20 protein-coding genes and 1 riboswitch are annotated in these 26,208 nt (G+C 58.2%); of the genes, 14 read left to right on the top strand and 6 right to left on the bottom strand.

Annotation, left to right across the window (positions count from 1 at the left end; translation table 11 throughout):
* Positions 1-275: 275 nt before the first annotated feature.
* From RWV98_RS14050 to RWV98_RS14040, 3 genes are all read left to right on the top strand, one after another.
* Entirely contained in the window at positions 276-1,151 is an 876-nt protein-coding gene (locus tag RWV98_RS14050) for an AraC family transcriptional regulator (protein WP_317861528.1), read from the top strand.
* Between the two features lie 247 nt (positions 1,152-1,398).
* Positions 1,399-1,578 carry a CopG family transcriptional regulator gene (locus RWV98_RS14045; protein ID WP_317861526.1) on the top strand — a complete coding sequence of 60 codons (180 nt, stop codon included), beginning with the start codon at positions 1,399-1,401 and terminating at the stop codon, positions 1,576-1,578.
* Positions 1,579-1,720: 142 nt separating this feature from the next.
* Positions 1,721-2,029: a DUF6809 family protein gene (locus RWV98_RS14040; protein ID WP_317861525.1), complete on the top strand. Its 309-nt coding sequence runs from the start codon at positions 1,721-1,723 to the stop codon at positions 2,027-2,029.
* 212 nt (positions 2,030-2,241) lie between these two features.
* Here RWV98_RS14040 and RWV98_RS14035 read toward each other — a convergent pair whose 3' ends face one another.
* From RWV98_RS14035 to RWV98_RS14020, 4 genes are all read right to left on the bottom strand, one after another.
* Positions 2,242-3,333 carry a helix-turn-helix domain-containing protein gene (locus tag RWV98_RS14035; RefSeq protein WP_317861523.1) on the bottom strand — a complete coding sequence of 364 codons (1,092 nt, stop codon included), beginning with the start codon at positions 3,331-3,333 and terminating at the stop codon, positions 2,242-2,244.
* Positions 3,334-3,476: 143 nt separating this feature from the next.
* Positions 3,477-3,680 (bottom strand): helix-turn-helix domain-containing protein, encoded by a 204-nt coding sequence (locus RWV98_RS14030; protein ID WP_280963326.1) that lies wholly within the window; start codon positions 3,678-3,680, stop codon positions 3,477-3,479.
* A gap of 66 nt (positions 3,681-3,746) precedes the next feature.
* Positions 3,747-5,009 carry a M15 family metallopeptidase gene (locus RWV98_RS14025; protein WP_317861521.1) on the bottom strand — a complete coding sequence of 421 codons (1,263 nt, stop codon included), beginning with the start codon at positions 5,007-5,009 and terminating at the stop codon, positions 3,747-3,749.
* Between the two features lie 149 nt (positions 5,010-5,158).
* Positions 5,159-6,688 (bottom strand): YifB family Mg chelatase-like AAA ATPase, encoded by a 1,530-nt coding sequence (locus RWV98_RS14020; protein ID WP_317861519.1) that lies wholly within the window; start codon positions 6,686-6,688, stop codon positions 5,159-5,161.
* A 311-nt stretch (positions 6,689-6,999) separates the two neighbouring features.
* Here RWV98_RS14020 and nifJ point away from each other — a divergent pair, with 311 nt between their 5' ends.
* From nifJ to RWV98_RS14000, 4 genes are all read left to right on the top strand, one after another.
* Positions 7,000-10,683 carry a pyruvate:ferredoxin (flavodoxin) oxidoreductase gene (gene nifJ, locus RWV98_RS14015; RefSeq protein WP_280963323.1) on the top strand — a complete coding sequence of 1,228 codons (3,684 nt, stop codon included), beginning with the start codon at positions 7,000-7,002 and terminating at the stop codon, positions 10,681-10,683.
* Positions 10,684-10,993: 310 nt separating this feature from the next.
* A riboswitch (cyclic di-GMP riboswitch) is annotated at positions 10,994-11,078 on the top strand.
* A gap of 143 nt (positions 11,079-11,221) precedes the next feature.
* Entirely contained in the window at positions 11,222-17,668 is a 6,447-nt protein-coding gene (locus RWV98_RS14010) for an S-layer homology domain-containing protein (RefSeq protein ID WP_317861517.1), read from the top strand.
* Positions 17,669-17,817: 149 nt separating this feature from the next.
* On the top strand, positions 17,818-18,714 hold the full coding sequence (locus RWV98_RS14005) for a hypothetical protein (RefSeq protein WP_317861515.1): 897 nt from the start codon (positions 17,818-17,820) through the stop codon (positions 18,712-18,714).
* 11 nt (positions 18,715-18,725) lie between these two features.
* Complete coding sequence (locus RWV98_RS14000; RefSeq protein ID WP_317861513.1) at positions 18,726-19,604, top strand: hypothetical protein; 879 nt, start codon at positions 18,726-18,728, stop codon at positions 19,602-19,604.
* A gap of 46 nt (positions 19,605-19,650) precedes the next feature.
* Here RWV98_RS14000 and RWV98_RS13995 read toward each other — a convergent pair whose 3' ends face one another.
* Both RWV98_RS13995 and RWV98_RS13990 read right to left on the bottom strand, forming a co-directional pair.
* On the bottom strand, positions 19,651-20,058 hold the full coding sequence (locus tag RWV98_RS13995; RefSeq protein WP_317861511.1) for a GNAT family N-acetyltransferase: 408 nt from the start codon (positions 20,056-20,058) through the stop codon (positions 19,651-19,653).
* Between the two features lie 10 nt (positions 20,059-20,068).
* On the bottom strand, positions 20,069-20,779 hold the full coding sequence (locus RWV98_RS13990; protein WP_317861509.1) for a tRNA threonylcarbamoyladenosine dehydratase: 711 nt from the start codon (positions 20,777-20,779) through the stop codon (positions 20,069-20,071).
* Positions 20,780-21,079: 300 nt separating this feature from the next.
* On the opposite strand from RWV98_RS13990, the gene RWV98_RS13985 reads away from it, so the two are divergent.
* From RWV98_RS13985 to RWV98_RS13955, 7 genes are all read left to right on the top strand, one after another.
* Entirely contained in the window at positions 21,080-22,084 is a 1,005-nt protein-coding gene (locus RWV98_RS13985; protein ID WP_280963317.1) for a transglutaminase-like domain-containing protein, read from the top strand.
* Positions 22,085-22,190: 106 nt separating this feature from the next.
* Complete coding sequence (locus tag RWV98_RS13980; RefSeq protein WP_317861506.1) at positions 22,191-23,228, top strand: type II secretion system F family protein; 1,038 nt, start codon at positions 22,191-22,193, stop codon at positions 23,226-23,228.
* A 16-nt stretch (positions 23,229-23,244) separates the two neighbouring features.
* Complete coding sequence (locus tag RWV98_RS13975; RefSeq protein WP_317861504.1) at positions 23,245-23,556, top strand: hypothetical protein; 312 nt, start codon at positions 23,245-23,247, stop codon at positions 23,554-23,556.
* Positions 23,553-24,035, top strand: a complete 483-nt coding sequence (locus RWV98_RS13970) for a DUF4860 domain-containing protein (protein WP_317861502.1) — start codon at positions 23,553-23,555, stop codon at positions 24,033-24,035. Before RWV98_RS13975 ends, RWV98_RS13970 begins: the two co-directional genes overlap by 4 nt.
* Positions 24,032-24,463 carry a hypothetical protein gene (locus RWV98_RS13965; RefSeq protein ID WP_317861500.1) on the top strand — a complete coding sequence of 144 codons (432 nt, stop codon included), beginning with the start codon at positions 24,032-24,034 and terminating at the stop codon, positions 24,461-24,463. Before RWV98_RS13970 ends, RWV98_RS13965 begins: the two co-directional genes overlap by 4 nt.
* Entirely contained in the window at positions 24,460-24,921 is a 462-nt protein-coding gene (locus RWV98_RS13960) for a hypothetical protein (RefSeq protein ID WP_317861498.1), read from the top strand. The genes RWV98_RS13965 and RWV98_RS13960 overlap by 4 nt, the downstream gene beginning before the upstream one ends.
* 23 nt (positions 24,922-24,944) lie before the next feature.
* Entirely contained in the window at positions 24,945-26,006 is a 1,062-nt protein-coding gene (locus RWV98_RS13955) for a type IV pilus twitching motility protein PilT (protein ID WP_317861496.1), read from the top strand.
* The last annotated feature ends 202 nt before the right edge of the window (positions 26,007-26,208 follow it).

The following is a 26,208-nucleotide window of genomic DNA, read 5'->3' as shown; positions in this document are numbered from 1 at the left end:
TATGGCAGGTTGTTTTCTCGCATGGCTTGTGATATAATAGCGGCAGAAAAATGCGGACATGACAAAAACACCTGCACAAAAATTATTATTGCGCAATAAAGTTTTAATATATCTAGTTTTTATTCCGTATCTGCTTGTTAGCGAGTATAATTATAACAGACTGACGCATAAGGTGTTAGCTGCTTCTTGCGAAAAGCTAGGTGAAATATGGATATAATTTGTAAATTACTTACTTTTACCTTTGAGAAATTGCTATTCGTGTCGGAGCGGTGAAAATGGAAGAGAAAAAAGAAATCTTTGCGAAAGGGTTCCGGGAGGGCACGCAGCCGCGGCTGGTCGGCACCTACACGATCGACGAGGCGCACAGCAACCGGCACGCCCGGCTGCTGCATATGCATGAGGATGCGTTGGAGCTGTTTTTTGTGTACAGCGGCGAAGGTCAGTATATGGTGGATGGGTGCTCCTATCAGGTACGGCAGGGTGATATGGTCATTTGCAACGCGCGGGTACTGCATGGCGAGGATCCGTCCGCGCAGCGGAGCATGCGGTCTTACAGCATCGCGCTGCGGGATGTTTCGGTGGAAGGCCTGCCGGTCAATCAGCTGATGGACGAGCGTATCAAGCCGGTCTTGTCCTGCGGGATTCTTTCCGACCAGATCGGACACATGATGCGGATGATCTATGTCCTGCATTCCAAGCAGGGCAATCTGGAACGGGTATGCAGCCACACAGCCATGGCCGTTCTGCTGCTGATCCACGATCTGCTGCTCAGCCGCGAGCGCAACGGCGGCGATCGTTCGCGCTTGTCGGCCAATATGCTGGCGCGCCGCATCCAGCATTATCTGGACGACCATTATAACGAGGCGCTGACCCTGCATTCGATCGGCAGCGCTTTGCACATCAGCGAATATTATTTGGCGCATGTGTTCAAATCCGAAATGGGCATGCCGCCGATGCAATACGTCATGAAGCGCCGGATCGGCGAAGCGCAGACGCTTTTGATCGATACCAATCTGCCGGTCGCGGAGATATCCGAGCGTTTGGGATACGGCAACCCATGGAATTTCAGTACGGCGTTCAGCCGGTGCGTCGGTATGTCGCCGAGCCAGTACCGGCGGACGTTCCGCGTCATGTCCTATTCGCAGTTATAATTTAGAAAAGGGAGAGGACAACCGCAAGGTTGTCCTCTCCCTTTTGCTCTTGCGGTGGGTGCCGCATCATGGGGTCATTCGATCCATGCGGGGCGGCCGGGTGGGGTCACCCGGCCCTACCTAACTGCGGAGTTACCGTGTGCTGCCCCTGCCGTACGCCTACACATACCTTTGTCGCTAAAATCTATTGACTTTTTGTGCGCACAGTTATACAATATAGGTGCGCACAAGAAATCGAGGTGACACAATGGCGCAAAAGAAAAAAGGCCGTCCACCCTCTGACAGTTCAATGAAAGATCGCATCTTTGTTCGGGTTAGTATTGAAACCCAACAGAAACTCGATGAATGCACAAAGCAACTTGCCTTATCCCGTTCCGATGTTGTCCGCAAGGGAATTGACATGGTGCATGACAGCCTGAAAAAGTAAAATAGGAAGCGGCGCCACCTCTCAAAGCATGCACCGCTTCCCACCGCACAACCACCTAAACAGGCAGCCGCATAAATATTATACACTGTGCGGTTTTGTCTGGCAAGGCGTTGTGCAAAACATTGCGAAAGGAAAATGCACAATGAAACAAGAATTTATCGAAGACCTGTATTATGGCCGCTACAATCCCTTTGAGCGCCCGCGCGCGTCAAGCCCGGCGCGCGACGCGATCGAGCAACAGATCGAGACGGAAACGCACTATTTTACCACCGTCATGCGGGACGACGATTACCGCCGGTTTCTCGACCTGAGCGACCTATACACAGCCTCCGCTTCCTTTGAGCAAATGGACGCTTTCGCATCCGGATTGCAGCTAGGCGCGCGGTTCATGCACGCCATACTGGCGGAGGACGAGACCGCCTCCCAACCCCGCCCCCGCTTACAAACTTAAATCCAAGAGGCGGCCCGTCGAAAAAGTCCTCACGCCGCAGCGTGCATAAAATAGGCATTTGCCGCAAGTGGAAAATGCCATAAAAACCGAGAGCAGAAGCCGGAATACGCGATCGAAATGGGGCTTTGTTTCGATCGACAGACTGTCAAAAATAGTTTTTTGACAGTCTGAGGCCGGGCAGAGGAATATTCCTCTGCCCGGCCTTTGAAGGATCAGTCGTCTAATGCTTTGCGCAGGCGGTCTAGCGCGTCGGCAAAGCGTTTTTCGCCGCGGATCGCGGCAAAGCCCTCGTCCTCCTCCGCGGCGCGCAGCACCAAACGATTCATCGCGTTCAATTCGTTTTTGGTGGGTACGCGCGTTTGCACGGCGAAGAAAAACGGATTATCCGTGTAATCGAATGTGTGCGCGATGACGGCGTCGATATACTGCTCGAACAGGTCGAGGGCGCGTTCGTTATCGCCGCGTTCCTCGGCGAGCGTGAGCTGCATTTGCAGTCCGGCCATGGGATCGAGCTGGAACAGCTCGGTCAAGGCGCAGTAAGCGTCGGTAAACCGCTGCGCGGCTTCCATATCGCCCCGGCGGCGGGAAACGGCGCTCAGGTTCAGCAGTGAAGTGGCGGCCTCGCTGTATTGCTCGAACAGAGCGCGCTGGTCCATCTGTTCGGCCTTGTCAAGGTCGCCGCGCGCAAGGTACAGCGTCTGATAGAGCTGCTCCGGGCGCGAAATGAACGGCCGCCCCGGCAGGCTGTCGAGCAGTTCTTCGGCTTCGTCGTAGCGCCCCGCCATGGTAAGCGCCGAGATGCGAAGCGCCTTTGCCATTTGGCCTTCATTGCCGTCCTTGCTTTCCTGCTCGGCCTGCTCGAACAGCGTCAGCGATTGCTGTACGACGTCCTCTATCATGGCATCCGGATCGGCCTTGCCGCCTAGGGCAAAGGATAGATAGCGATAATACAGCGAACCAATGACGAGCTTGAGCGGACCGTAGGATGGGTATTCGTGCAGCATTTGTTCGCATGCGGCCCGTCCCGCGGCGTATCCCTGCTCGTCGAACACCTTGCCAAGGCGTTCGGACAGCTCGTGCAGCTCCTGATCGGTGGGCTGGGCATGGTAATCGAGCAGCGCGTCGACCGTAAGACCCAGCGCGCGGGCGAGCGGCGGCAGCAGGGTGATATCCGGGTAGCTCGCGCCGGTCTCCCATTTGCTGACCGCGGCGGAAGAAACGCCGACCGCGTCGGCCAGTGCCTCCTGCGTCAGCCCTTTGCCGCGCCGTACATTGGAAATGACAGATCCGATATTCAGTTCCATACTTAAAAAACTCCTTTGTCTGTTGCTGCAAAGGCCTTTTGCTGCTTTCATTGTAGCATGCGCTGCGTGCCGCCCGCAATGGAGGCAAAGTTAACCGCCGGTAGGATTGTTCCAACCGGCGGTTGATTTTGTGCGTATCGTGGTTATTCGGGCGGGATGTGCTCGATCACGTCGTTCGGGGTGCAGCCGAACTCCGTACAGATCGCGTCGAGCGTTTCCAGCGAAACGTATTCGTTATGCACCAATCGGGTCATGGTGCTCGACGATAGGCCCAGCGTGCGCTTGAGCTCGCTTTTGTTCATGTCGTGATCGATCAGAAGCTTCCAAAGGGGTTTGTAAGTGAACATATAACACTCCTCCATACCTCTATATTGTATCACCAAATGCGTTTTTCACAACCGATAAATGCGTTTTTATGTACCAAAGAAGCTAAAGTGCATATAGTCTCTTTTGCTGCGCCATGCGTTGCCGCCCCAAGCGAAGCCGTATTTGGCAAAGGCGTTTACCACGTCGCCGTCCTCGGGGATGGAGTAGGGGTCCTCACCGGGCGTCCAATGCGTGCCGGTGGTCGGGGTCAGGGAACCGTCCTCGTTGATCGTCGCTTCCATATTCTCATCGTAATTGATGTCGATCGCGGTGCCCTGCGAATGCTCGCCCGTGCGCCAAGCATAACAGCCGACGTCGCGGATGGGGAACTGCTCGTCGCCTTCGTAGATATCATCAAAGATCTTGACGATGAGCGGGGCGAGCACACGGTTGACGGTGATCTCGGTCGTGCCGGAGGTTTTGACGCCGTCCTCCCCTAAACGCCAAACCTTGATGGTAATCTCGGTCATATTGGCGCGCGCTTCCTCGCTGGATTGGTACTTTTCTCCGCCCTCGCCGTAAACAAAGGTCATTTTATCCTCTTTGCTCGTGGGAACGTCGGACGGCGAGGTGATATCGATGCTGGGCGGACGAACGGGCTTGGTGTCGGGCTTCGGTTCGGGCTCGGGCTCCGGCTCCGGATCGGGGGTAGTGCCGGGCTGCTCGGGATCGGCCTGTCCGGCAAACGCGTCGGCAAAGCGGCCCGCCATGATGAGCGCCTGCTCGCGCGTGGCCGTGCCGGCGGGGGCCAGCTTTGTTGTGCTGCCCGCGGCGGCAACGCCGTTGACGATCGAGTAATCGACCATGGTGATCATGGGCGTGACGGCATAACCGCGTATGTCGGAAACATCCGGATAATCCTCCACCGCCGCGTCGCCCGCGATGGCGGGGGCCGTGATACCGGCGGCATCCAATACATTATATAGCATCACGCAAAGATCCTGCCGCTGGATGGTGTCGTTGGGATCGAACACACCGCTGCCGCGCCCGCTCACCAGCCCAAGCTCGTACGCCGCGGTGACCGCGGGATCGGAGCAGTCGGAAAAAGGTTTTTTTCCGCTCTTGGGAGCGGTTCGGCCCGTGACCTTTTCATAGGTGTTCAGCGCGACCGTGCAGAACTCGGCCCGGGTGACCGGCGCGGTCGCCTTGAGCCCGGCAAAAGAGGTGGGCTCGAGTCCGGACCTCTGGGCATACGCGACTGCCGGTTCGGCCCAGCCGGACACGCCGGAGAGCGCGCCCGCTTCCGGCGCGGCAAGACATGACGCGGCCAAAGCGAGCGCCCATACGGTGCGCAGGCGGAAATGCGGCATAAAATGGTACCTCCTTCGGGGTGGAAAGGTGTATATATGCTACTATTACACCGTTTTGGGGAAGAGAATAGGGGAATTCACGCAGAATGTGTCGAAATCACAACTTATTCACAATATCCACAGACTTATCCACACATCATGGGGAAAACCTATGGCGCGGCCTTGGTTTCCCGGTCGATCGCGCGGTATTGCAGCGCTTCGGCCAGATGCTCGGCTTCCAGCGTTTCGCTTTCGGCCAGATCGGCGATGGTGCGCGCCACGCGCAGCACACGGTCGTGCGCGCGGGCGGTGAGCCCTAGCCGATCAAAGGCGGCGGCGAACATGCGCGAGGCGTCCGGCGAAAGCGGGCAGGCTTCCGCAAGGCTGGCTGGCGGCAAGTCGGCGTTGCACACGGCTTCGCCCTGCCGCGCGTACTGCTTGGCGCGGGCGCTTGTCACACGGGCGCGAATGGCGGCGGAAGGTTCCTCTTTGATGCGCGCGCGGTTTGCAAGCGCTTCGTAGGGCACCGGCTGCACCGCGACCTGTAAATCGATCCGGTCGAGCAGCGGGCCGGAAAGGCGGCGCAGATACTGCTGCACCGCGTTTTCCGAACAGGTGCAGCGCGGCGTGCCGTACCAACCGCATTTGCAGGGATTCATCGCGGCGACGAGCTGAAAATTCGCCGGATAGGTGACCTGCCCCGCGACGCGGGAAATGGTCACCCGGCCATCCTCCACCGGTTGGCGGAGTGTTTCCAGCACGTCGCGGTGGAATTCGGGCAGCTCGTCCAGAAATAACACGCCGCGGTGCGCCAGCGAAATTTCGCCGGGCGTTGGCAGCCGCCCTCCCGTACCGGAGCCGCCCGCGAGCGCGCCCGCCGAAGCGTTGTGGTGCGGGGCGCGGAAGGGGCGCTCCGCCCGGGCTACGGCTTCCGCCCCGCGTCCCACGGAGGACCAGACGCGGATGACTTCGAGCCGCTCCCCCTCGGTCAGCGCGGGCAGGATGGTGGGAAAGCGCTTTGCCATCATGCTTTTGCCCGAACCCGGCGGGCCGGAGAGCAGGATGTTGTGCCCGCCCGCCGCCGCGATTTCAAGCGCGCGCTTGACGCTGTGCTGCCCCATCACATGGCAAAAATCAAGCGCGCCGTCCGTGCGCGCGGGAGCGGGCGGCGGCGTTGCGGGCTCAAGCGGCTGCCGCCCCTCTAGGTGGGCGATCAGCTGGTTTAAGGTTTTCACCGGATAAACGGTAACGCCCGTGGCATAGGCCGCCTCGGCGGCGTTGTCGGCTGGCACAAAAATGGTGGTAAAGCCGTTTTCCCGCGCGGCCAGCGCCATGGACAGCGCGCCGCATACCGGGCGCAGCTCGCCCGTCAGAGATAGCTCGCCGAGAAAGACCGCGTCCTTCGGCGGGGCGGAAAGCGAACCCTCCGCCGCGAGGATGCCGAGCAGGAGGGGCAGGTCGTACGCGGTCCCGGCCTTTTTCGTATCCGCCGGGGCGAGGTTGACCGTGATGCGCGACACAGGCCAGTCGAACCCGCAGTGCTTGGCGGCGGCGCGCACGCGCTCGCCCGCTTCGCTCACCGCGCCGGTAGGCAGGCCGACCACGTCCAGCCGGGGCAAACCGGAGGAGAGAAAACACTCCACCGTGACGATGCAGCCGTCGATTCCGATCAGCCCGGCCGAACACACGCGTGAAACCATAAAACCCCTCCGCTGCGACAAAATTCGATACTTATCCTTATTATACTATATGTTCCGCGCCGGTGCAATGCACAAATGCGCATGCAAAATAACTGTAACACGGCCCCCGTTTCAACAGGCGAAACAGGGGGCGAAAAACTTTTCTGAGAGGCGATCTATGTTATTAATCTGTCATATTTGGTGTTTACATTCTAAAGGCAGAGTGCTAAAATAAAAAGGGTCGAAACAAACCGTTCCATAGGCCCCAAAAGCACGGATTTATACGCTTTTCAGGCCTTTAGCAAGTTATTAACTGAATAGGAGGATATATCATGGCAAGAAAAATGAAGTCCATGGACGGTAACACAGCGGCGGCTCACGTGTCGTATGCGTTTACCGAGGTAGCGGGTATCTATCCGATCACCCCTTCCAGCCCCATGGCAGACAGCGTTGACCAGTGGGCAGCCGCAGGTCAGAAAAACATCTTTGGCACAACCGTAAAGGTGATCGAAATGCAGTCCGAGGCGGGCGCCGCGGGTACTGTGCACGGTTCGCTCGCGGCCGGTGCGCTCACCACTACGTACACCGCTTCTCAGGGCCTGCTGCTGATGATCCCGAATATGTACAAGATCGCGGGCGAGCTGCTGCCTTGCGTGTTCCATGTTTCCGCACGTACGGTAGCCAGCCACGCGCTGAATATTTTCGGCGACCATTCCGACGTAATGGCCTGCCGCCAGACCGGCTTTGCCATGCTGGCCGAAACCAACCCGCAGGAAGTGATGGACCTTGGCGCCGTCGCGCATCTCGCTTCGATCGAGTCCCGCGTGCCGTTTATCAACTTCTTCGACGGTTTCCGTACCTCCCACGAGATCCAGAAGATCGAGGTTTGGGATTACGAGGATCTGAAGGATATGTGCGATATGGACGCTGTTGAAGCGTTCCGTAAGCGCGCCCTCAACCCCGAGCACGCGGCTATGCGCGGCAGCCACGAAAATGGCGACGTTTTCTTCCAGCACCGCGAGGCCTGCAACCGGTATTACGAGGCTGTTCCGGCCATCGTTGAAAAGTACATGGGCAAGGTCAACCAGAAGCTCGGCACCGATTACCAGCTCTTTAACTACTACGGCGCGCAGGACGCCGACCGCGTCATCGTCGCCATGGGCTCCATCTGCGACGTTGCCGAGGAAGTTATCGATTATATGAATGCAAACGGCGAGAAGGTCGGCCTGATTAAGGTTCGCCTGTACCGTCCGTTCGCGGCGGACAAGTTTGTCGCGGCCATCCCGGCCACGGCCAAGAAGATCGCCGTTCTCGATCGCACCAAGGAGCCCGGCAGTCAGGGCGAGCCGCTTTATCTGGACGTCGTCACCGCGCTGGCTAACGCCGGCCGCAACGATCTGGTCCTCACCGGCGGTCGTTACGGTCTCGGCTCCAAGGACACGCCCCCGTCCTCTGTGTTCGCGGTATACGACGAACTCGCAAAGGACGCTCCGAAGCACCAGTTTACGCTGGGCATCGTGGATGACGTTACGAACCTGTCCCTCGAAGAGAAGCCCTCGCCGAACACCGCGGCGGAAGGCACCATCGAGTGCAAGTTCTGGGGTCTCGGCGGCGACGGCACGGTCGGCGCGAACAAGAACTCCATCAAGATCATCGGCGACCACACCGATAAATTCGTACAGGCTTACTTCCAGTACGACTCGAAGAAGACCGGCGGCGTGACCGTTTCTCACCTGCGTTTCGGCGACAAGCCGATCAAGTCGCCTTACTATATCAATAAGGCCGACTTTGTCGCTTGCCACAACCCGTCCTACATCATCAAGGGCTACCCGATGGTGCGCGACGTCAAGCCCGGCGGCATCTTTATGATCAACTGCCAGTGGTCCGACGAAGAACTGAACAAACATATGCCCGCCGTTGCCAAGCGCTATATCGCGGCAAACAACGTTCAGGTCTACACGATCAACGCGATCGATCTTGCGATCGAGATCGGCATGGGCAAGCGCAACAACACCATTCTGCAGTCCGCTTTCTTCACGCTGGCCAAGGTCATGCCGCAGGAAGAAGCCATCGGCTACATGAAGGACGCCGCCACCAAGTCCTACCTCAAGAAGGGTCAGGACGTGGTTGATATGAACCACAAGGCGATCGACGCGGGCGCTACCGCGTTCCACAAGTTCGACGTACCGGCTGACTGGGCGAACGCGCAGGATCAGGCGAACGGTGCCGAGCTGCACGGCCGTCCCGAGACCGTCAAGATGGTCAAGGAGATCATGGACCCGATCGGCCGTATGGACGGCGACAGCCTGCCCGTATCCGCTTTCGCGGGCGAGCACGTGGACGGCACGTTCTCCCACGGCGCGGCAGCTTACGAGAAGCGCGGCGTTGCCGTTACCGTACCGGCTTGGAATCAGGATACCTGTATCCAGTGCAACCAGTGCGCGTATGTCTGCCCGCACGCCACCATCCGTCCCTTCGCGCTGACCGAAGAGGAAGCGGCCGCGGCGCCGGCTTCCGCCAAGATTGTCGACATCAAGGCCGGCAAGGGCAAGGGCGTTTACAAGTATTCCATGGCCGTTTCCCCGCTGGACTGCATGGGCTGCGGCGTTTGTGTCGGCGTTTGCCCGACCAAGTCCCTCACCATGGTTCCGCAGGAGCAGGAAGCCGCCCAGCAGGACGCGTTCGACTACATGGTAGCCGAAGTAGCCGAAAAGGCCGATATGATCTCCGTGAATTCCGTCAAGGACAGCCAGTTCAAGAAGCCGCTGCTTGAGTTCTCCGGCTCCTGCGCGGGCTGCGCCGAGACCTCTTACGCCCGCCTGATCACGCAGGTCTGCGGCGACCGTATGTATATCTCGAATGCCACCGGCTGTTCGTCCATCTGGGGCGGCCCGGCAGCCACCAGCCCGTACACCGTTGATGCAAACGGCCACGGCCCGGCTTGGGCAAACTCCCTGTTCGAGGATAACGCGGAGCACGGCCTTGGCATGTACTACGGCCAGAAGGCGCTGCGCGACCGTTTGGCTGATAAGACCCGCGAGCTGATCGCCGTAGAGCACACGTACGCGCCGCTCAAGGAAGCCGCGCAGGCATGGCTCGATACCATGGACGACGGCAACGCCAACGCGGAAGCCACCAAGAAATACATCGCGCTGCTGGAAGAATCCGTTTTGCCGGTGGAAGCTTGCGAAGCGTTCATCAACAGCCCGGCGGCCAAGGATGTGTTCGGCGATAAGGTAGGCGAAATGAAGGCGCACGTTCAGGAGCTGAAGGCTTCCGGTGCGAAGCATTGCGACTGCGAAGCTTGCGCGCTTGCGAGCGATATCCTCGCCCATAAGGAATACCTTGCCAAGAAGTCCGTCTGGATCTTCGGCGGCGACGGCTGGGCTTATGATATCGGCTTCGGCGGCCTTGACCATGTGCTGGCTTCCGGTCAGGATATCAACGTCATGGTATTCGATACCGAGGTTTACTCCAACACCGGCGGTCAGGCATCCAAGGCTACCCCGATCGGCGCGGTAGCGCAGTTCGCGGCGGCCGGCAAGGCCATCGGCAAGAAGTCTCTTGCCGAGATCGCGATGAGCTACGGCTATGTTTACGTCGCGCAGGTGGCGATGGGCGCCAACATGCAGCAGACGCTGAAGGCGATTGCCGAAGCGGAAGCTTATCCGGGCCCGTCCCTCATTATCGGCTATGCGCCGTGCGAAATGCACTCCATCAAGGGCGGCATGGCAAACTGTCAGGCCGAGATGAAGAAGGCTGTCGATTGCGGCTACTGGAACAACTTCCGCTACAATCCGCAGCTCAAGGCCGAAGGCAAGAATCCGTTCATCATGGATTCCAAGGAGCCCAAGAGCGAGGATTACCGCGGCTTCATCATGAACGAAGCGCGCTACTCCGCGTTGACCCGTTCCTTCCCGGATCGCGCTGAAAAGCTGTTTGTCGAAGCTGAGAAGGCGTCGGTAGAGCGCTACGCGCATCTGAAGAAGCTGGAAGCGCTGTACGGCCAGCAGTAAAATTCCATACCCGCATTTTAAAACCCCCGCGCCTTTACGGCGCGGGGGTTTTTAGTGCGGAAAGTAAATATTTTTTAAGCATAAAACCACCACATAATATGAATTATGTGGTGATTTTATAGTTGTTTTGGAACTTTTTAATGTTCTACGGCGACTCAGCATATCACAAAAACGACAAAATTTTCGTGGACAATGGCTGTTGTCCACGAAAATTATGTCGTTTTGGCCAAAGATGAGTCGCCGTAGAACATCAAAAACTTCCAGATAACAACTATAAAATTACCACATAATTCATATTATGTAGTGATATATATAAAAATGGCAAACCTGCCGCAAGGCAGGGACGCAAAACTATAGGGACCCCCCGTGCCGCGGAGAGTCAGCCAGCTGCAAATGGGATGCGAAAGCAGCGGACGGATGTCGGCTGCTCTTTTTAACCGGACAAGGCTACGCGCCGGGGAACTACGGTAAACCGTACCTGATGGGGTGGGTTTTCATATAGATAGCAAAATCACCAATAGAAATGGAGGACAACGAAATGAAGCTAAAGCGGAAACTGGCGGCGTTCCTGACCGGTACGATGTTGCTTTCGACAATGTCGGCCATGACGGTGACCGCGGGTGCGGCAAACTACAGCGACACCGCGGGCCACTGGGCGGAGAGCGCCGTGGACCGGTGGAGCGGCTACGGTATCGTACAGGGATCGGGCGGGGCGTTCCGACCGAATGCGTCCATGACGCGCGCCGAGATGGCGACGGTGCTGTCGAAGCTGTTGGGCCTGACGGACAAGGCGAGCAATTCGTTCGCGGACGTATCGTCCGGCGCATGGTATGCGGACGCGGTGCTGAAATGCGCGGCGGCGGGCATTCTGAAGGGCGACGGCACGGGCGCGAACCCGAACGGCACCATCACCCGTGAGGAAGCGGCTGTTATGATGGGGCGCGCGCTGGCGGTCGAGGAGACCTCCGGCTCGCTTTCCTTTGCGGACGGCGCGCAGGTATCGGGCTGGGCCAAGGGCTACGTGAAGGCGATGAGCGACAAGGGCATCGTGAACGGCGTGGGCTCCAACCGGTTTGCCCCGGCGCAGAATATCGACCGCGCGTCGGTGGTCACCATTCTGGACCGCACGATCACCGGCTATGCGAACACGGCCGGCGCGACGGTAGAAGCGAAGAACGCGGGCCTTACGCTGGTGGCCGCCCCTGACGTGACCGTAACGGGCGCGGCAGCGGATGTGCTGGTAGCGGCGGGCGCGGCGAGCGGCACGGTAACGCTAAACGGCGCTTCCGTATCCGGCGCGGTCACCGTACAGGCTAAGGCGGACGTAGCTTTGACGGGCAGCGCCTCTGTCGGCGCGGTCGAGTTGACCGACGCGGCGGCGGGCGCAACGCTTACCGTTGGCGCGGGCGCGAAGGCGGGCACGGTGTCCGTCGGCGCGGAAAAGGCCAAGGTAGAGGTAGCCGGTACGGTAACGGACGTTACGATCGACGCGGCGAATGTCGCGGTCACCGCGCAGAAGGGCGGCACGATCGATACCGTGACCACCACGGCAAAGGGCACCACGGTAGCGGGCGAAGGCACTGTAAAGACCGTTAAGACCAATGATAAGAACGATACCAAGGTGACCACCAAGAACACCAAAGTGGAGCAGGTAGGCTCGACGGCCACAAAGCCCGGCGGAAGCTCCGGCGGCGGTGGCGGCGGCCATAGCAGCACGGTGACCACGGCGGACGTGAGCTCGCCGGAAGAGCTGCAAAAGGCGTTTGCGGACTCGGATATCGCGACCATCACCTTAAAGGGCGACGGCTTCGCGGCCGGTCAGGATCTGGCGCTTAGCCGTGAAGGCGCGGGCGAGGTAGAGATCAAGTTCGGTAAGGTATCGCTGGGCGATGTAACCATCAACGCGCCCAAGGCGACCAAAATAACGCTGACAGACGACGGCGCGGCAGGGGAAGGCGCAAAGTGCAACAGCCTGACCGTGGACGCGGCGGAAGCGCACGTACAGAATAATATGGCGGTGGCCGGTACGGTCACGATCAAGGCGGTCGCGGGCGAAACCTTTGTCGTAGGCGATAAGACCGGTTCCGTCAAGCTGGCTGGCGCGGGCAAGCTGGAGATCGCGCAGGACGCGGGCAGCACCCCGGCGGTAGAGGTAGCCACGGATAAAAATGTCGTGCTTTCCGGCGAAATGGCGGAAATTTCGGTAACGGCGGATGCCGCAAAGGTCAAGGTTGCGCCTGCGGCTAAGGTAGGCACGATTACCAGCACGGCGGCGGGCGTTGCGCTCACCGTAGCGACCGAGGAAGCGGTCAAGGTGGAAGGCGAGATCGCAATAGTCGCGCTGGAAAGCAAGGCGACGCTGGAAGTCGCGGCTGGCGCGAGCGTCGGCACGCTGACCTCCACAACGGATAACGCGGTCGTTTCCGGCGAGGGCGAGATTACCGCAGTCGCGGCGACCAATCCGATCACGCTGTCCAACGCCAAGGTCGGTACGGTAACGGCTACCGCGCCGGTCGAACTGAACGCGGCGGTGGAAAAGGTGGAAGCCAAGTCCGCGAACGTTGCCATCAGCGGCACCGGCAATGTTGCCGAGGTAGAAGCCGCCGCGCCGGTACAGATCACGAACAAGAGCGTTGACAAGGTTTCCGTGCCGGCAGACGCGGAGAACGTTACGATCACGGTGGCAAAGGATGTTACCATCCCGGTCGTCGAGACCAAGGCGAATGTGGAGATCGCGGGCGAAGGCACCGTTTCCACAGTCGATGCGCTGGCAAATGATGTGGCAGTAACGGCAAGCGCTGATACGGTCGCACAAGTCACGGCAGTTGGCGGAGCAACAGGTGTTACGGTGACGGATCAGACAATCACAGTCAAGACCAAGGCTGCCGCGCCAAGTGATGTCGTATTTGCAGAGCCGGAAACAGCAGAGGGCAAGGGCAAGATCACCTCGGCTCAATCCGGTTTGGAATACAGCGTCAATGGTGTTACGTACAATGATTTTACCCCCGGGACTGAATTTGCCCCCGGCACCTATTACGTACGAGTAAAGGCCACGGGCGACACGCTGGCGAGCGAGCCGGTCAAGGGAACGATTCCGGCAACTGTGGCGGTTTCGGAAGCGACGATCTCCGGCTCGGCAATCGTCGGCCAAACGCTGGCGGCCTCCGTGAATGCGGACGCGACCAGCACAAAGGGTCACCCGATCACCTATTCGTGGAAGGCCGGGGACAGCGAGGTTGGCACTGGCAAAACGCTGATGCTGACGGACGAGATGGTTGGCAAGCCGATCACGGTAACGATCAAGAACTATGATCCGATCACATCCACCCCGACCGCTGCCGTACAGGTGGACAAGACTGCGCTGAAGAGCGCCCTCAAGGCGGCGGAAGCAGCCCTGACCGGCGTTTCCGGCACGGATGAAGCGGCCGACAAGGTGCTGTTGGGCGTGCAGTTTGTCACCACCGCGCAGATGAAGGCCTATCAGGACGCTCTTGCGGCAGCGAATGCGGTCGTGAGCGCGGCGGACGCCAACACGGCGGCGGTCGCAGCGGCGGTAGAAGCGCTGAACACCGCGCTGAGCACCTTCAACGGCCAGAAGCAAAACGGTACATGGAACGAAGTGGGCGAGCTGCAAGCGGCCCTGTCCGACGCTTTGAAGGCGGCGGATACCGCCAAGGCAAATATTCAGACCAGCGAAAACGGGCTGGACGTTGCGCCCACGGCGCAGTGGGTCACGGCGGACGTAATGGCGGCGTTTGACAAGGCGATCGCGGACGCGGCGGCTGTCAAGGACAGCACGGACGCTGCCGTACTCGGTCAGGCGCTTGCGAATGTAAACGCGGCAACCGCATCGTTCGGCTCGGCTAAGAAGTCGGGCGCGGCGATCGATACCGCTAAGTTGGTCACCGCGATCAATAATGCGGGACTAAACATCAATTCCGTCACGATCGGTGATAAGGAAACGATAGATAATAATATTACGGTCGTCACAAAAGCCGTGAGTGCAACCTATGGGAGCGCGATCGATGCTGCGATCGCTGCTGTAGAAAATCCCGCGAACCAGAAGGCGGTAAACGATGCGCTTGCAGCGCTGAATGAAGCGACCAAGGCCTTCAATGATGCGAAGGCGTCCGGCGCGGTGGATAAGGCGTCCCTGAACGCCGCGATCAAGGCGGCGGCGGTAAACGTCAATTCGGTCGCGGTCAGCAAGGACGGTTCCGATGTGACTGGCCAGTACGTTCTGCAAGCCGATGTGGAAACTTATCAAACGGCGATCGAAGCCGCACAGGCGGTAGCAAGCGGAAGTAGTAGCGACAACACGCAAGAAAAGGTAGACGCTGCCGTAGCTGACCTGTCGGAAGCGACAGCAAAGTTCAATGCGGCCAAGCAGAGCGCCAAGGCTGATAAGGCTGCGCTGACCAAGGCAATCGAGGATGCAAACGGGCGTCTGGAAACCGCTAAAGTGAGTGATGATGGCAAGAATCTCATTGGCGGCGGCGCATTACATGCTGGCGATACCTATTATAACGCAAAGGATGTTGAGACCTACCGTGCGGCAATAGCCGAAGCACAAAAGGTCGCGAACGCAGCCGACAGCACCCAGCAGCAGATCACAGCAGCGGTAACGGCGCTGAACAATGCGACCACGTCTTTCATCAATACGATGAAGACCTTTGGCACGTCGGTTAACACTGCGGAAGAACTCAAAGCAGCAATGGCAGCAGGCGGCAGCGTGGTGCTGACGGGCAATTTTGAACTTGAGGAGACAATCGCCATTGACAAGTCGGTAATGCTTGACCTGAACGGTTATACGATCACGCTGAAAACCGGTACGGATGGCGATGGTAAGGCGATCAGTGCGTTTAACATTACTTCGGCCGGTAATTTGACGCTGGACGACGGCGCAGACGAAGGCGCGGGCAAGATCACGGCGAAATTGCTGGAGCCTGAGAGCAACAAGGACAAGCACAGCACCAAACAGCTTGTTCAGTGCTGGGGTACGTTTACCATGAACGGCGGCACGCTTGAAACCGCCGATGGGGTTTACTACGCACTGGGCCTTTGGGGCGAAAAATGTGATGTCACGATCAATGCTGGCGCTGTGGTAAAGAGCCAGTGGGGTGAGGGTAACACAGAAGGTGTGGCCATCGGCTCTAACGGCACGAAGAAAAAAGATGATGTCAACCAGTATGGCTACAAGCTGACCGTCAACGGCGGCGAGATTACCGGCGGCGAGCAGGCGATGTATCTGCCCGGCGAGGGTAAAGTTACTGTAAATGGCGGCAATATCAGTGGTACGAAGGAAGGCATTGAGATACGTGCTGGCGAACTGACCATCACCGGCGGCACCATTACCGCAACGGCGGCGCGGGCGACGAATGTAACGACCAATAGCGGCGCGAGCGGCGCTTACACAGGTGCGGTGGTCGTTGCAAAATCCAAATTAACCACGGCAAATGATTATAACGGCAATATTACCGTGAAGGTCACTGGCGGCGCTCTCGTCAATAATACTGGTGATGCACTTTGCGTAGTTCATGAGGAAAACACAAAGAACTATACAGAACCGCAGAATGTTGTCGTAGAAATTGCGGCTCAGGCTGCTTTGACTGGCGGCAAGAACATTCAGGATGGTTTCGGTTCCGTTGCAGGCGATAGCCTGACCATGGACGGAAAAACCGGTGTTTGGGCTGCCACAGCGGCAACGGTGAGCAAAGCCGCAGCAAACAGCACGGTCGTATTGTTGAACGATCTAAGCATTACGGCACCTATCGTCATTGATAATGCGGATGTGACGCTGGACGGAAATGAAAAGACTGTTTCCGCGGCGGATAGCTTTGAAAATCCAACGCAGACAAACGGTTTACTCGTATGTAACAATGGCGGTACGGTAAAGAATTTGGTATTAGACGGCCGGTCGAAGAAGGTTCGTGGTGCGTATATTTGTGGCGGGATAGACAATGCTAATGCTAAGAGTGTAAGCATGGAAAATGTAAAGATTCAAAACTGTAAGCTGCAGTCCAGCAATACGAATGACCGTGGTGAAGGCGCTTATGCAGGTGCGGGCATACGGACAAATCAATATATTAATTTGTCGCTCATAGACTGCGTGATTCAGGACAACGAAGCATATGCTTCGGGCGGTGCAATTTCCTTTGATAATTCCAGAGGAACCTTGTCGCTGGATGGTTGCACAATTAAGAATAACATTGGTGGTTTCTATGCCGGCGGTATCTGGATCGCTTCTACCGCTGATATGGAAATTGTATTAAGCGGCAGTGAGATCAGAGGGAATACACTTTCTGCTAGCGCTACAAAGTACGAAGCCTGCTGTACGAATGGTCAAGACATTTTCATGAACGCGAATAGCTATGGAGGCGGTCTCTGCAAGATATCCGGCTCAAACAGCAAAATCGGATATTTTCATGTGGAAGCGGACAACTCTAACGGCGCTACACTGACGGTGAGCGGAACCACACAATTTGATGATGTCCACAGTGTTGGTGAAAAGGCCACTCTGGTTGTTACAGAGGAGGGCAAGGAGTCGACATTTGGCGGCACTGCAACAAAGGCTGTTGGTTCCTATCAGTGGAAGAATAACAGCTGGGAAACTGTGGAATCTGCGAATATCTTGACAATGTCTCTGGACGAAGAAGAGCAACCTGTGAATGAGCCGGCCCCCGAAGACAAGGCAGAGGAACCGGCCGTGAAGCCGGAGCCTGTTCAACCGGAACCCACGCAGCCGGAAGATACTGCTAAGCCGGAAGAACCCGTTCAGCCCGAACCACAGGTAGAGGTTCCGGAAGAGAAGCCGGCCCCAAATAACGATGCTCAGATCGTTGTACCGGCGGAGCAGGAACAGACCCAGACCGGCGAAACGCCGAGCGAGGAAACAACGCCTGCGGAACCTACAACGGAAATCACTACGCCGGACGCTCCGGCAAATGACGAGCCCGTTGTAACCGCGCCGGCAAACGAAATTTAAGCTCCTTCTTGCATGAGCAAAGTCCCTGATAAGGCCGTCCCCCGAAAGCAAATGCTTTCGGGGGACGGCTTTTTTGAACAAAATAAGGAAATGCCTGTTGCATTCAAAAGATGCAGGGGGGATAATAAAAGAAAAAGGGGCGGTAGCAGATGAAGAAACGGCTATTCGCGGGCATCCTTTTGGCGGCGCTGGTCGCCGGGTTTACCGCGTGGTATACGCTGTGTGTCCCAAAGCGGGTGCGAGCGGATTCTCTGCCGGCAACTGTTTTGGCTCTTTTGCCGGAAGCGGCGCGGTACGAAAAGCAAACGGTGCGATCCTATCAGCTGGCCGGCGTTATTGGCGGCGCGGAAGGCGAAAAGCAGAGGATAAACGATTTTGTATCGACCTCAGTCAACTGCTATGACGCGGCCGATCGGCTGATTCGTGTCGTCATGTATAGTCCGGATGGGGAAATGCCGGAAAGCTATATAGAATACCAGTATGATGACGCAGGACGGCGAACCGCGCTGATTTCTCATAATCAGCTTGCAGCAAAGGATGGCAGCGATATCGTAAACGAAACGCGCACCGTTTACGGAGCAGATGGGCGCGCTGTCAGCGAGGAGCAGCACGTGCTTGGCTCCGTGATGAAAACAACGTATTTCTATGATGAGGCAGGCAGGAAGACCGGAAAATGGTTAAGCAGGGACAAGCAGGGGCGAGAGGACGGACACGGCACATTTGTGTATGATGAAAAAGATCAAATTATCCGGAAAGAAGAGGTTTCCGGACAGTTCCGCTTGGCAGGCGAATACGTTTATGATGAATATGGCTACATTGAGCAAAGCGTGGTGCAATTACCGGACCGCGATCCGGTCACCACACGCACCGAGCGCACGTACGACGAGGCGGGACATCCGCTGACAGAGGTAACATATGAAAACGGCGCGCTTAAAACCCGCACGGAAAGTGAATATGATTGGGATGGTCGTTTAGAACGGCAAATCTGGTACGACGCAGCAGGCAATATAACGAGTACTTTGGAATATGAGCAGATCATACAATAGGGGGCGGCAATATGAAGAAACGGCTATTCGCGGGCATCCTTTTGGCGGCGCTGGTCGCCGGGTTTACTGCGTGGTATACGGCGGGGAGCGGTCCGCACCGTGTGTACGCGGACGCGTTGCCTGTGCAGGTGCGTTCGCTGCTGCCGCGCGCGGAACGGTATGAAAAACAAACGCTTGAAGTGTATGTGGAATTGTATGATGAGGGAACCGATGACCTGAAACCCCACACGTGGCACACCGTGCTCATTTATTGCTATGATAAGGACGAGCGTGTGATCCGCGAAATGACGTATGATCCGGATAAGGCAGAACCGGTGCTTGTGACGGATCATACCTATAATGCGGAAGGCAAACCCCTTTCCAGCGTTACGCGCTTAGGGGGCGAAATATCGAACGAACTGCATTATACCTATGGCGCGGATGGACGGGAACTGAGCAGAGAAGCGCGCATTGCAGATTTTACAGTGAAAACCACGTTCACCTATGATTATGGCAGAGCGGGACAAAAGAGCGGCGATGTCGTGCAATACGCGGCGGATGGAACGGAAGAAAGCCGCAGCCGCTATTATTACGACGATATGGGCGGCGCTATCTGTGTAGAAGACGGCGAGGGAAATGTGGAAACAACGGTGGAACGCACATATGATGAGCACGATCAGCTGATCCGTTCGGTCAGCTACCGGGACGGGAAGCAGGAGATGGACTACCGCGTGGAGCGCACGTATAACACGCAGGGGAAACCGCTTTCCGAAACGACCTTTATCGATGGGAAACGGCATGAACATACCGAGTATGCGTATGATCAAAATGGATACCTGACGCGTCAGATGATGTATGACGGAGAGGGCAAGCTTCTTAGCCGTATGGACTGCGAGCAGATCACGCGATAAAAGAAAATGCTCCGCGCATAAATCAATATGCGCGGAGCATTTGCGATCATTCCCACCCCTTACCGCGAAGCTGCAAGGGCGTGCCTTCCTCCATGATGTGAAAGCCGTGCTTTTGATAAAAGCCGACGTTTCGTTTTTCATCCGGTACAACGTCGATATAAAGGAAGCTCTCGTAAATTGCAAGCAGCCGCCGGAGCAGCGTGGAGGCGATGCGCCGCCCCTGATAGGCGGGATGCACCAGCAGGCAGTCGATGGTGGCCTGCCAAACGCCGTCGTCTAGTCCGCGGATCAGGCCCACCAAGCGGTCGCCGTCCCAAGCGGAAAGCACGCGGCTGGAATGGGAAAATGCCTGCCGGAGCTTTTCGGGAAACTTCCCGGAATACCAGCCGACGGATAGAAACAGCGCTTCAAGCTGCGCCTCTGTAAAATCCTTTTGTTCCCGATATGTTATCATGCGTTTCTCCTCAGCGGATTCCGGTTATATCTCGGATGGCTTCCCCGGCAAGGATCATGCCCGCGACCGGGGGTACGAACGACACGCTGCCCGGCACCGGCCGACCGGCGGTACCCTTTTGCTCATCCGAGGGCAGGGGCGTGCGCGGCTGCTCGGTGGAATAGACTACCTTGAGGCGCTTGACGCGGCGTTTCTTACATTCCTGCCGGATGACGCGCGCGAGCGGGCACACCGAGGTCTTGTAAATATCCGCGACCTCGAAGCGCGTTGGGTCGAGCTTATTGCCCGTGCCCATGGAACAGATGAGCGGCACGCCCAGCCGGTCGCACGCGACGATCAAGTGCAGTTTGGCGGAAACCGTGTCGATCGCGTCGATCACATAATCGAACTGCGAAAGGTCTAGCGCGCTTTCGGGCGTAAAGAAAATGTTCAGCGCATGTACGGCGGCGTTCGGATTGATGTCCAATATACGTTCGCGCATCACTTCGACCTTGGGGCGGCCCGTGGTGGAGCAAAGCGCGATCAACTGCCGGTTACGGTTAGTGAGAGATACCTCGTCGCTGTCGATCAGCGTAATCTCGCCCACGCCCGCGCGGGCGACCGCTTCGGCCGCAAAGGAGCCCACGCCCCCGATGCCGAACACCGCGACATGCGCGCCCGCAAGCTTTTTCAATCCCTCCGCGCCGAGCAGCAGCTCGGCGCGGGAAAATTCGTTTCGCATAAATGGCCCCCTGCATTGGTTCGTTTATACCACAGCGGCAGGCATTTTTGAAGTGTTAAAACACGCTTATGCGCCGCTGGTGGTATAATTAATTTAATCAAAGATAATTGGCGCTTTGCGGCTATTATATCACACTTCGGGCAAATCAGACAAGAGAGGCGCTCTGGAAGCGGCGTTACGTGCAAAATAGACAAAAACACCAAAATATAAAAATGTAACTTGCAATGCGCGGCGAAAGAGATATAATAGGTATAGATATAAAAAGAAAAGTTTACCTTGCCGGAAGGAGGTACTTACAATATGTATACGATAAAAACCCGCTTTGCGGCGTTGGGTACGGCCGCTCTGCTTGCGCTTTCGCTCACGGCTTGCGGCGCGAAGGACACGGCCGGGGTCGCGGCGGATGAACAGACCATGCAGCAAGTAGACCTGAACGAGCTGGTCGACCTGCCGGACGAAGGCGCGCCGCTCGCCGCCACCAATCCGGTGCTGAACGGCGTACTGACACCCGAAGCCTCCGGCGCGGTCACCTATGGCAACGACAAAGTGACGATCGACGCTTCCCATACCGATCAGGGCTATGTGATGGTGCAGTATGCCACGGGCGAAAGCGCGCGCATCAAGGTGCAGATCACCCGCTCCGGCGGCACGACCTATACCTATAACCTCGATGCAAACGGGCAGTACGATGTTTTTCCGCTTTCACAGGGCAGCGGCGCTTATCAGGTGAACGTGTTCCGCAATGTTGAAGGCACCCGTTACGCGCAGGAATTCGGCCAGTCTATCAGCGTTTCGCTGTCGGACGACCTGCTCCCCTTCCTCTATCCCAACCAGTATGTTGATTTTAACGATTCGAGCAATGTCGTTTCTGTCGCGGAACAGCTTTCGGCGTCCGCCGGAAACGAGCTTGACAAGGTCACGGCGATCTATAACTATACCGTGCAGAACATCAGCTACGATTACGATCTGGCGAAGAACGCGCCTTCGACCTACCTGCCCGATGTGGATGCGGTGCTTGCCTCGAAAAAGGGCATTTGCTTCGATTACGCGGCGGTCATGACCTCGATGCTGCGTTCGCAGGGCATCCCAACCAAGCTGATCGTCGGTTATACCAGCCGGGGTGAATACCATGCGTGGATCTCCACCCATATCAGCGAAGTGGGCTGGATTAATAATGTCATTTCGTTTGACGGAACGAACTGGAAGCTGATGGACCCCACCTTTGCCTCCACCGGTAAGTCCAGCCAGCAGATCATGGAGTATATTAACAACCCGGCAAACTATACGGAGAAATACTGCTACTGATCGATACGGACGGCTGACATGCCATTTTGGAAAAGAACGACTGAAAAAGCGGCCGCAAACGCGGTCGCTTTTTTGTTATACGTATGATATACTGGAACCAGTGAGAATGGTAAGGAGAGGGGCTCTTTGGAGATGCGACAGAAAAAACAGCGCGGCGCCGCCGGAAGCGATAGCCGCCCTGTGCACCGCTTTGCAGGAGCTGGTCGGCGCGGGCGTTGCGCCGGATGAATGCATGCGGCTTTTAGCGGAGGATGCCGCCACGCCGGAGGAGCGCGCGCGCTACAAAGCGGCGGCGGAACAACTGGAAATGGGCGAAACCCTATCCGACGCGCTCGACGCGGACGGTTATTTTCCGCCCTATATGATCGGTATGATACGGGTGGGCGAGCGCTCGGGCACGCAGGAAAGCGTTTTAGGCGCGCTGGCCGCTTATTATGACCGCGAAGCGGCCCTGCGGGACAGCATTCGCAGCGCGGTCGCATTCCCGCTGCTGATGGGCGGCGCGATGCTCGTGCTGCTTGGCGTGCTGCTCGCTTTCGTCATGCCGGTGTTTTCGGATGCGTTTGCCTCGATCGGGCTGACGCTGTCCCCGGCGGCGGCCGTATTGCTCGGCGCGGGCAAGTGGCTGGCGGCGGCGGCGGGCGCGCTGCTGGCGTTCGCGGTGTTTGCCGCGCTTGTTTGCTGGTACGATTTGCGCACGGGTCAGCTCGGGCTGGTCCGCCGCACCCGTTTGTATAAGCAGGCTGCGGCGGGCCGGTTCGCCTCCGCCATGGCGCTGATGCTGCACAGCGGCTTGCCGCTTGCCGAAACCCTTTCCCGCGCGGGCGAACTGGCGAACGCGAAAGGCGCCGCCGAAGCGGCGGACGCATTGGAGCAGGGCGCGGGGCTGAGCGACGCGCTCACAAAGACCGGCCTATTTTCAAATGTTTATCTGCGTATGATCCGCGTGGGCGAACGCGCGGGCCGCGCCGAGCGGATGATGAATGAGGTGGCCCAGCGCATGAGCGCGCAGTCCGCAGCGCATGTCGACGAACAAATCGCGCGTATCGAACCCGCGATTGTCGCGCTGCTGGCGATCGCGGCGGGTCTGGTGCTGCTTTCGGTCATGCTGCCGCTGCTCGGCTCGGTCGCCGCGTTTGGCTAAAGGGGCGGTGGAGCGGATGAAAAAAGGAAAACGCCGCTTGGCGCTATGGCTGCTGCTTTTTTTGCTGCTGCCCGCAGCGCTGGCTTTTGGCGCGCGCAGCGCCTCCCGCTATACCGGGCCGGACGCCGGCGAGTTGACCGCGCTGCTGCGCCGCGCCGCCGCGACCTGCTACGCGGCCGAAGGGCGGTACCCGCCCGATCTCGATTATTTGACGAAAGCGTACGGCGTATCGTATAACCCCAAGAAATTTCATGTGTTTTATCAGCTTGACGGCGCAAACCTGACGCCGGATATCACCGTCGTCCCGGCGGAGGAGGCGACGAAATGAGCAAACGACATTCGGCGGATTCGCTGTTTACCCTACTGCTGCTGATGCTATTTCTGCTCGCGGGGGCCGCGTCGCTCGCGCTCGGCGTGCGTGTTTGGCGTGAAGCCGAGGGCGGCGTGCAGCGCCAGTACGCGCTGGCAACGCCGCTGCAATATTTGGCGGGCCGGGCCCGGCAGGCGGACGGCCTGCGGATCGAGCGCTTTGCGGACGGCACGGAGGCGATCGCCTTTGAGGCGGAACTGGCGGGCGAGACCTATGTGACCCGGCTGTACTGCTATAACGATTCGCTGTGCGAATTGTTCACACCCGTGGATGTGACGCTCACCCCGGCGGACGGCGCGGCGCTTCTGCCGGCAAAGTCGCTGCATCTGTCGCGGGAGCAAGAGAACGGACTGGTCCGCGCCGTATTGACCGGTCAGGACGGGCGCAGCGGCGAGGTGCTGCTCGCGCCCCGGCTGGGAGAGGGGGCGGCTGCATGAAACGATTGCCCCGATCGCGCTTGTTCCTGTTTGAATTGACGATCGATCTGGTGTTTTTTTGCATCTGCGCCGCCGTTTGCCTGACGCTGCTCGCGCGCGCGCAGGCGCTGACACGGCAGAGCGACGAGCTGGGCGGCGCGATGCTGGCCGCTGAAAACGCGGCAGAAAGCTTTGCCGCCGCAAACGGCGACGCCGCCGGCGCGGCGCGGCTGCTTGGCGCGGCTGCCTCCGGAGACGTGCTGACCATATTCTTTGATGAAGAGTGGAAGCCCGCCGTGGAAACAAACGCCGCCTTTCGGCTGACGATGCATACGAAGCAGTCGCAAGACCGCGTTGCAACGGCATCGATCGCGGTCGATCGACTGACCGATAGCGGCTCCGTTTATCAGCTCACGACCAAACGGTTTGTAAGGGGGGCGGGCCAATGAGCAAGAAGGAGCGGGCGTCCGCTTCGGTATTCGGCGGGCCAACCGTGTTGACCGTGCTGCTAATATTGCTGTTCGCGCTGTTTTCCATGCTGGCCCTTTCGCGGGCGCAGACGGCGCGAACGCTTGCGGGCCGCACCGCCGATACCGCGCAAGCATACTACGAAGCCGCCGGAAAAGCCGATACCGTGCTGGCGGCGCTGGACGGCGCCGCGGCGCAGGCGCCCGCAAGCTGCGGCGCGCTTGCCGTGGCCGCCGCAGAGAAACAGGGGGCCGCGGACGCGTCTTTTGACGGCAGCGAGTTTTCCGCGCGCTTTCAAGCGGGCGCGCAGGGGAGCTATGTGCTCCGTATACGCCTGCAAGCCGAACCAAACGGCGAGACGGCATATACCGTTCTTTCCGGCCATATTGTGCCGGATGATCCCGCCGATACCGATACGACCCTGCCTGTTTACCAATAGCGAAGGATTGTGAGTGAATAACCATGGATTTGACCGAATTTTTTAAAAATGTAGTGGAAAAGCATGCGTCGGATGCGTTCTTCGTCGCCGGCATGCCGCCCGCGTATAAGCTGGACGGCGTGCTCTGCCGCCATACGGAAACGCGCCTAATGCCCGCGGATACCGCCGCGATCGTGGCGGAGATTTACAACATGGCGCAAAACCGCCCGATGGCGCGGCTGGAACAAACCGGCGAGGATGATTTTGCTTTTTCCGTGCCCGGCATGTCCCGGTTCCGCGCGAATGTGTACCGCCAGCGCGGCTCGCTCGCGGCGGTCGTGCGCATCATCACCTTCGATCTGCCCGACCCCGGCACGCTGCACATTCCGGATGAAGTGATGGCGCTGGCGGATCTGGCCCACGGGCTGATGCTGGTCACCGGTCCGGCGGGCAGCGGCAAAACGACCACGCTGGCCTGCCTGATCGACCGTATCAATAGCACCCGCGAGGGGCACATCGTCACGCTGGAGGACCCGATCGAGTACCTGCACCATCACAAAAAGTCCATTGTCTCCCAGCGTGAGATCGGCGTCGACACGGAAGGGTATGTGCCCGCGCTGCGCGCCGCGCTGCGGCAAGCGCCCGACGTTATTTTGCTGGGCGAGATGCGCGATTATGAGACCATCCGCACCGCGATGACCGCGGCGGAGACCGGCCATCTGGTCATATCCACCCTGCATACCACCGGCGCGGCTAACGCGATCGACCGCATCGTGGACGCTTTTCCGCCCGCCCAGCAGGCGCAGGTGCGCATGCAGCTTTCCATGGTGCTGCGCGCCGTCGTCAGCCAGCAGCTGGTGCAGGGCGACCACCGGGTCGAACCCGCCTTTGAGATCATGCGCGTCAATCCAGCCGTGTCCAATTTGATCCGCGATGCGAAGCAGCATCAGCTTGGCGCGGTGCTGCAATCCTCCGCGGCGGAGGGAATGCGCACGATGGACGGCGATCTGCTGCGCCTGTTCCGCGCGGGCGTGATCACTGCGGAAAACGCGCTGCATTGCAGTATAGACCGCGAACAAATGACAAAACGCCTAAAATCGCTATAAAACCAGTAAAAACGACTGGTTGTTCATCTTTGCACGGGCGTGTCGGATGCAAGTTAGCCTTCCCTTTTGTAACCTATTGTGGTATAATAATCGCCATTAGATAATGTTCACATCCAGATTTAACTGATTATGCAGGCAGCGGCGCTTAGAGGAATGTTGAATTCTTTCTTTTATCCAGCCGCTGTGGAGTAAAAGCTGCTCA

Origin of the sequence: Agathobaculum sp. NTUH-O15-33 (assembly GCF_033193315.1) — a bacterium.
GTDB classification, from domain to species: domain Bacteria; phylum Bacillota; class Clostridia; order Oscillospirales; family Butyricicoccaceae; genus Agathobaculum; species Agathobaculum faecihominis_A.
This window is presented reverse-complemented; position numbering and strand designations above follow the sequence as displayed.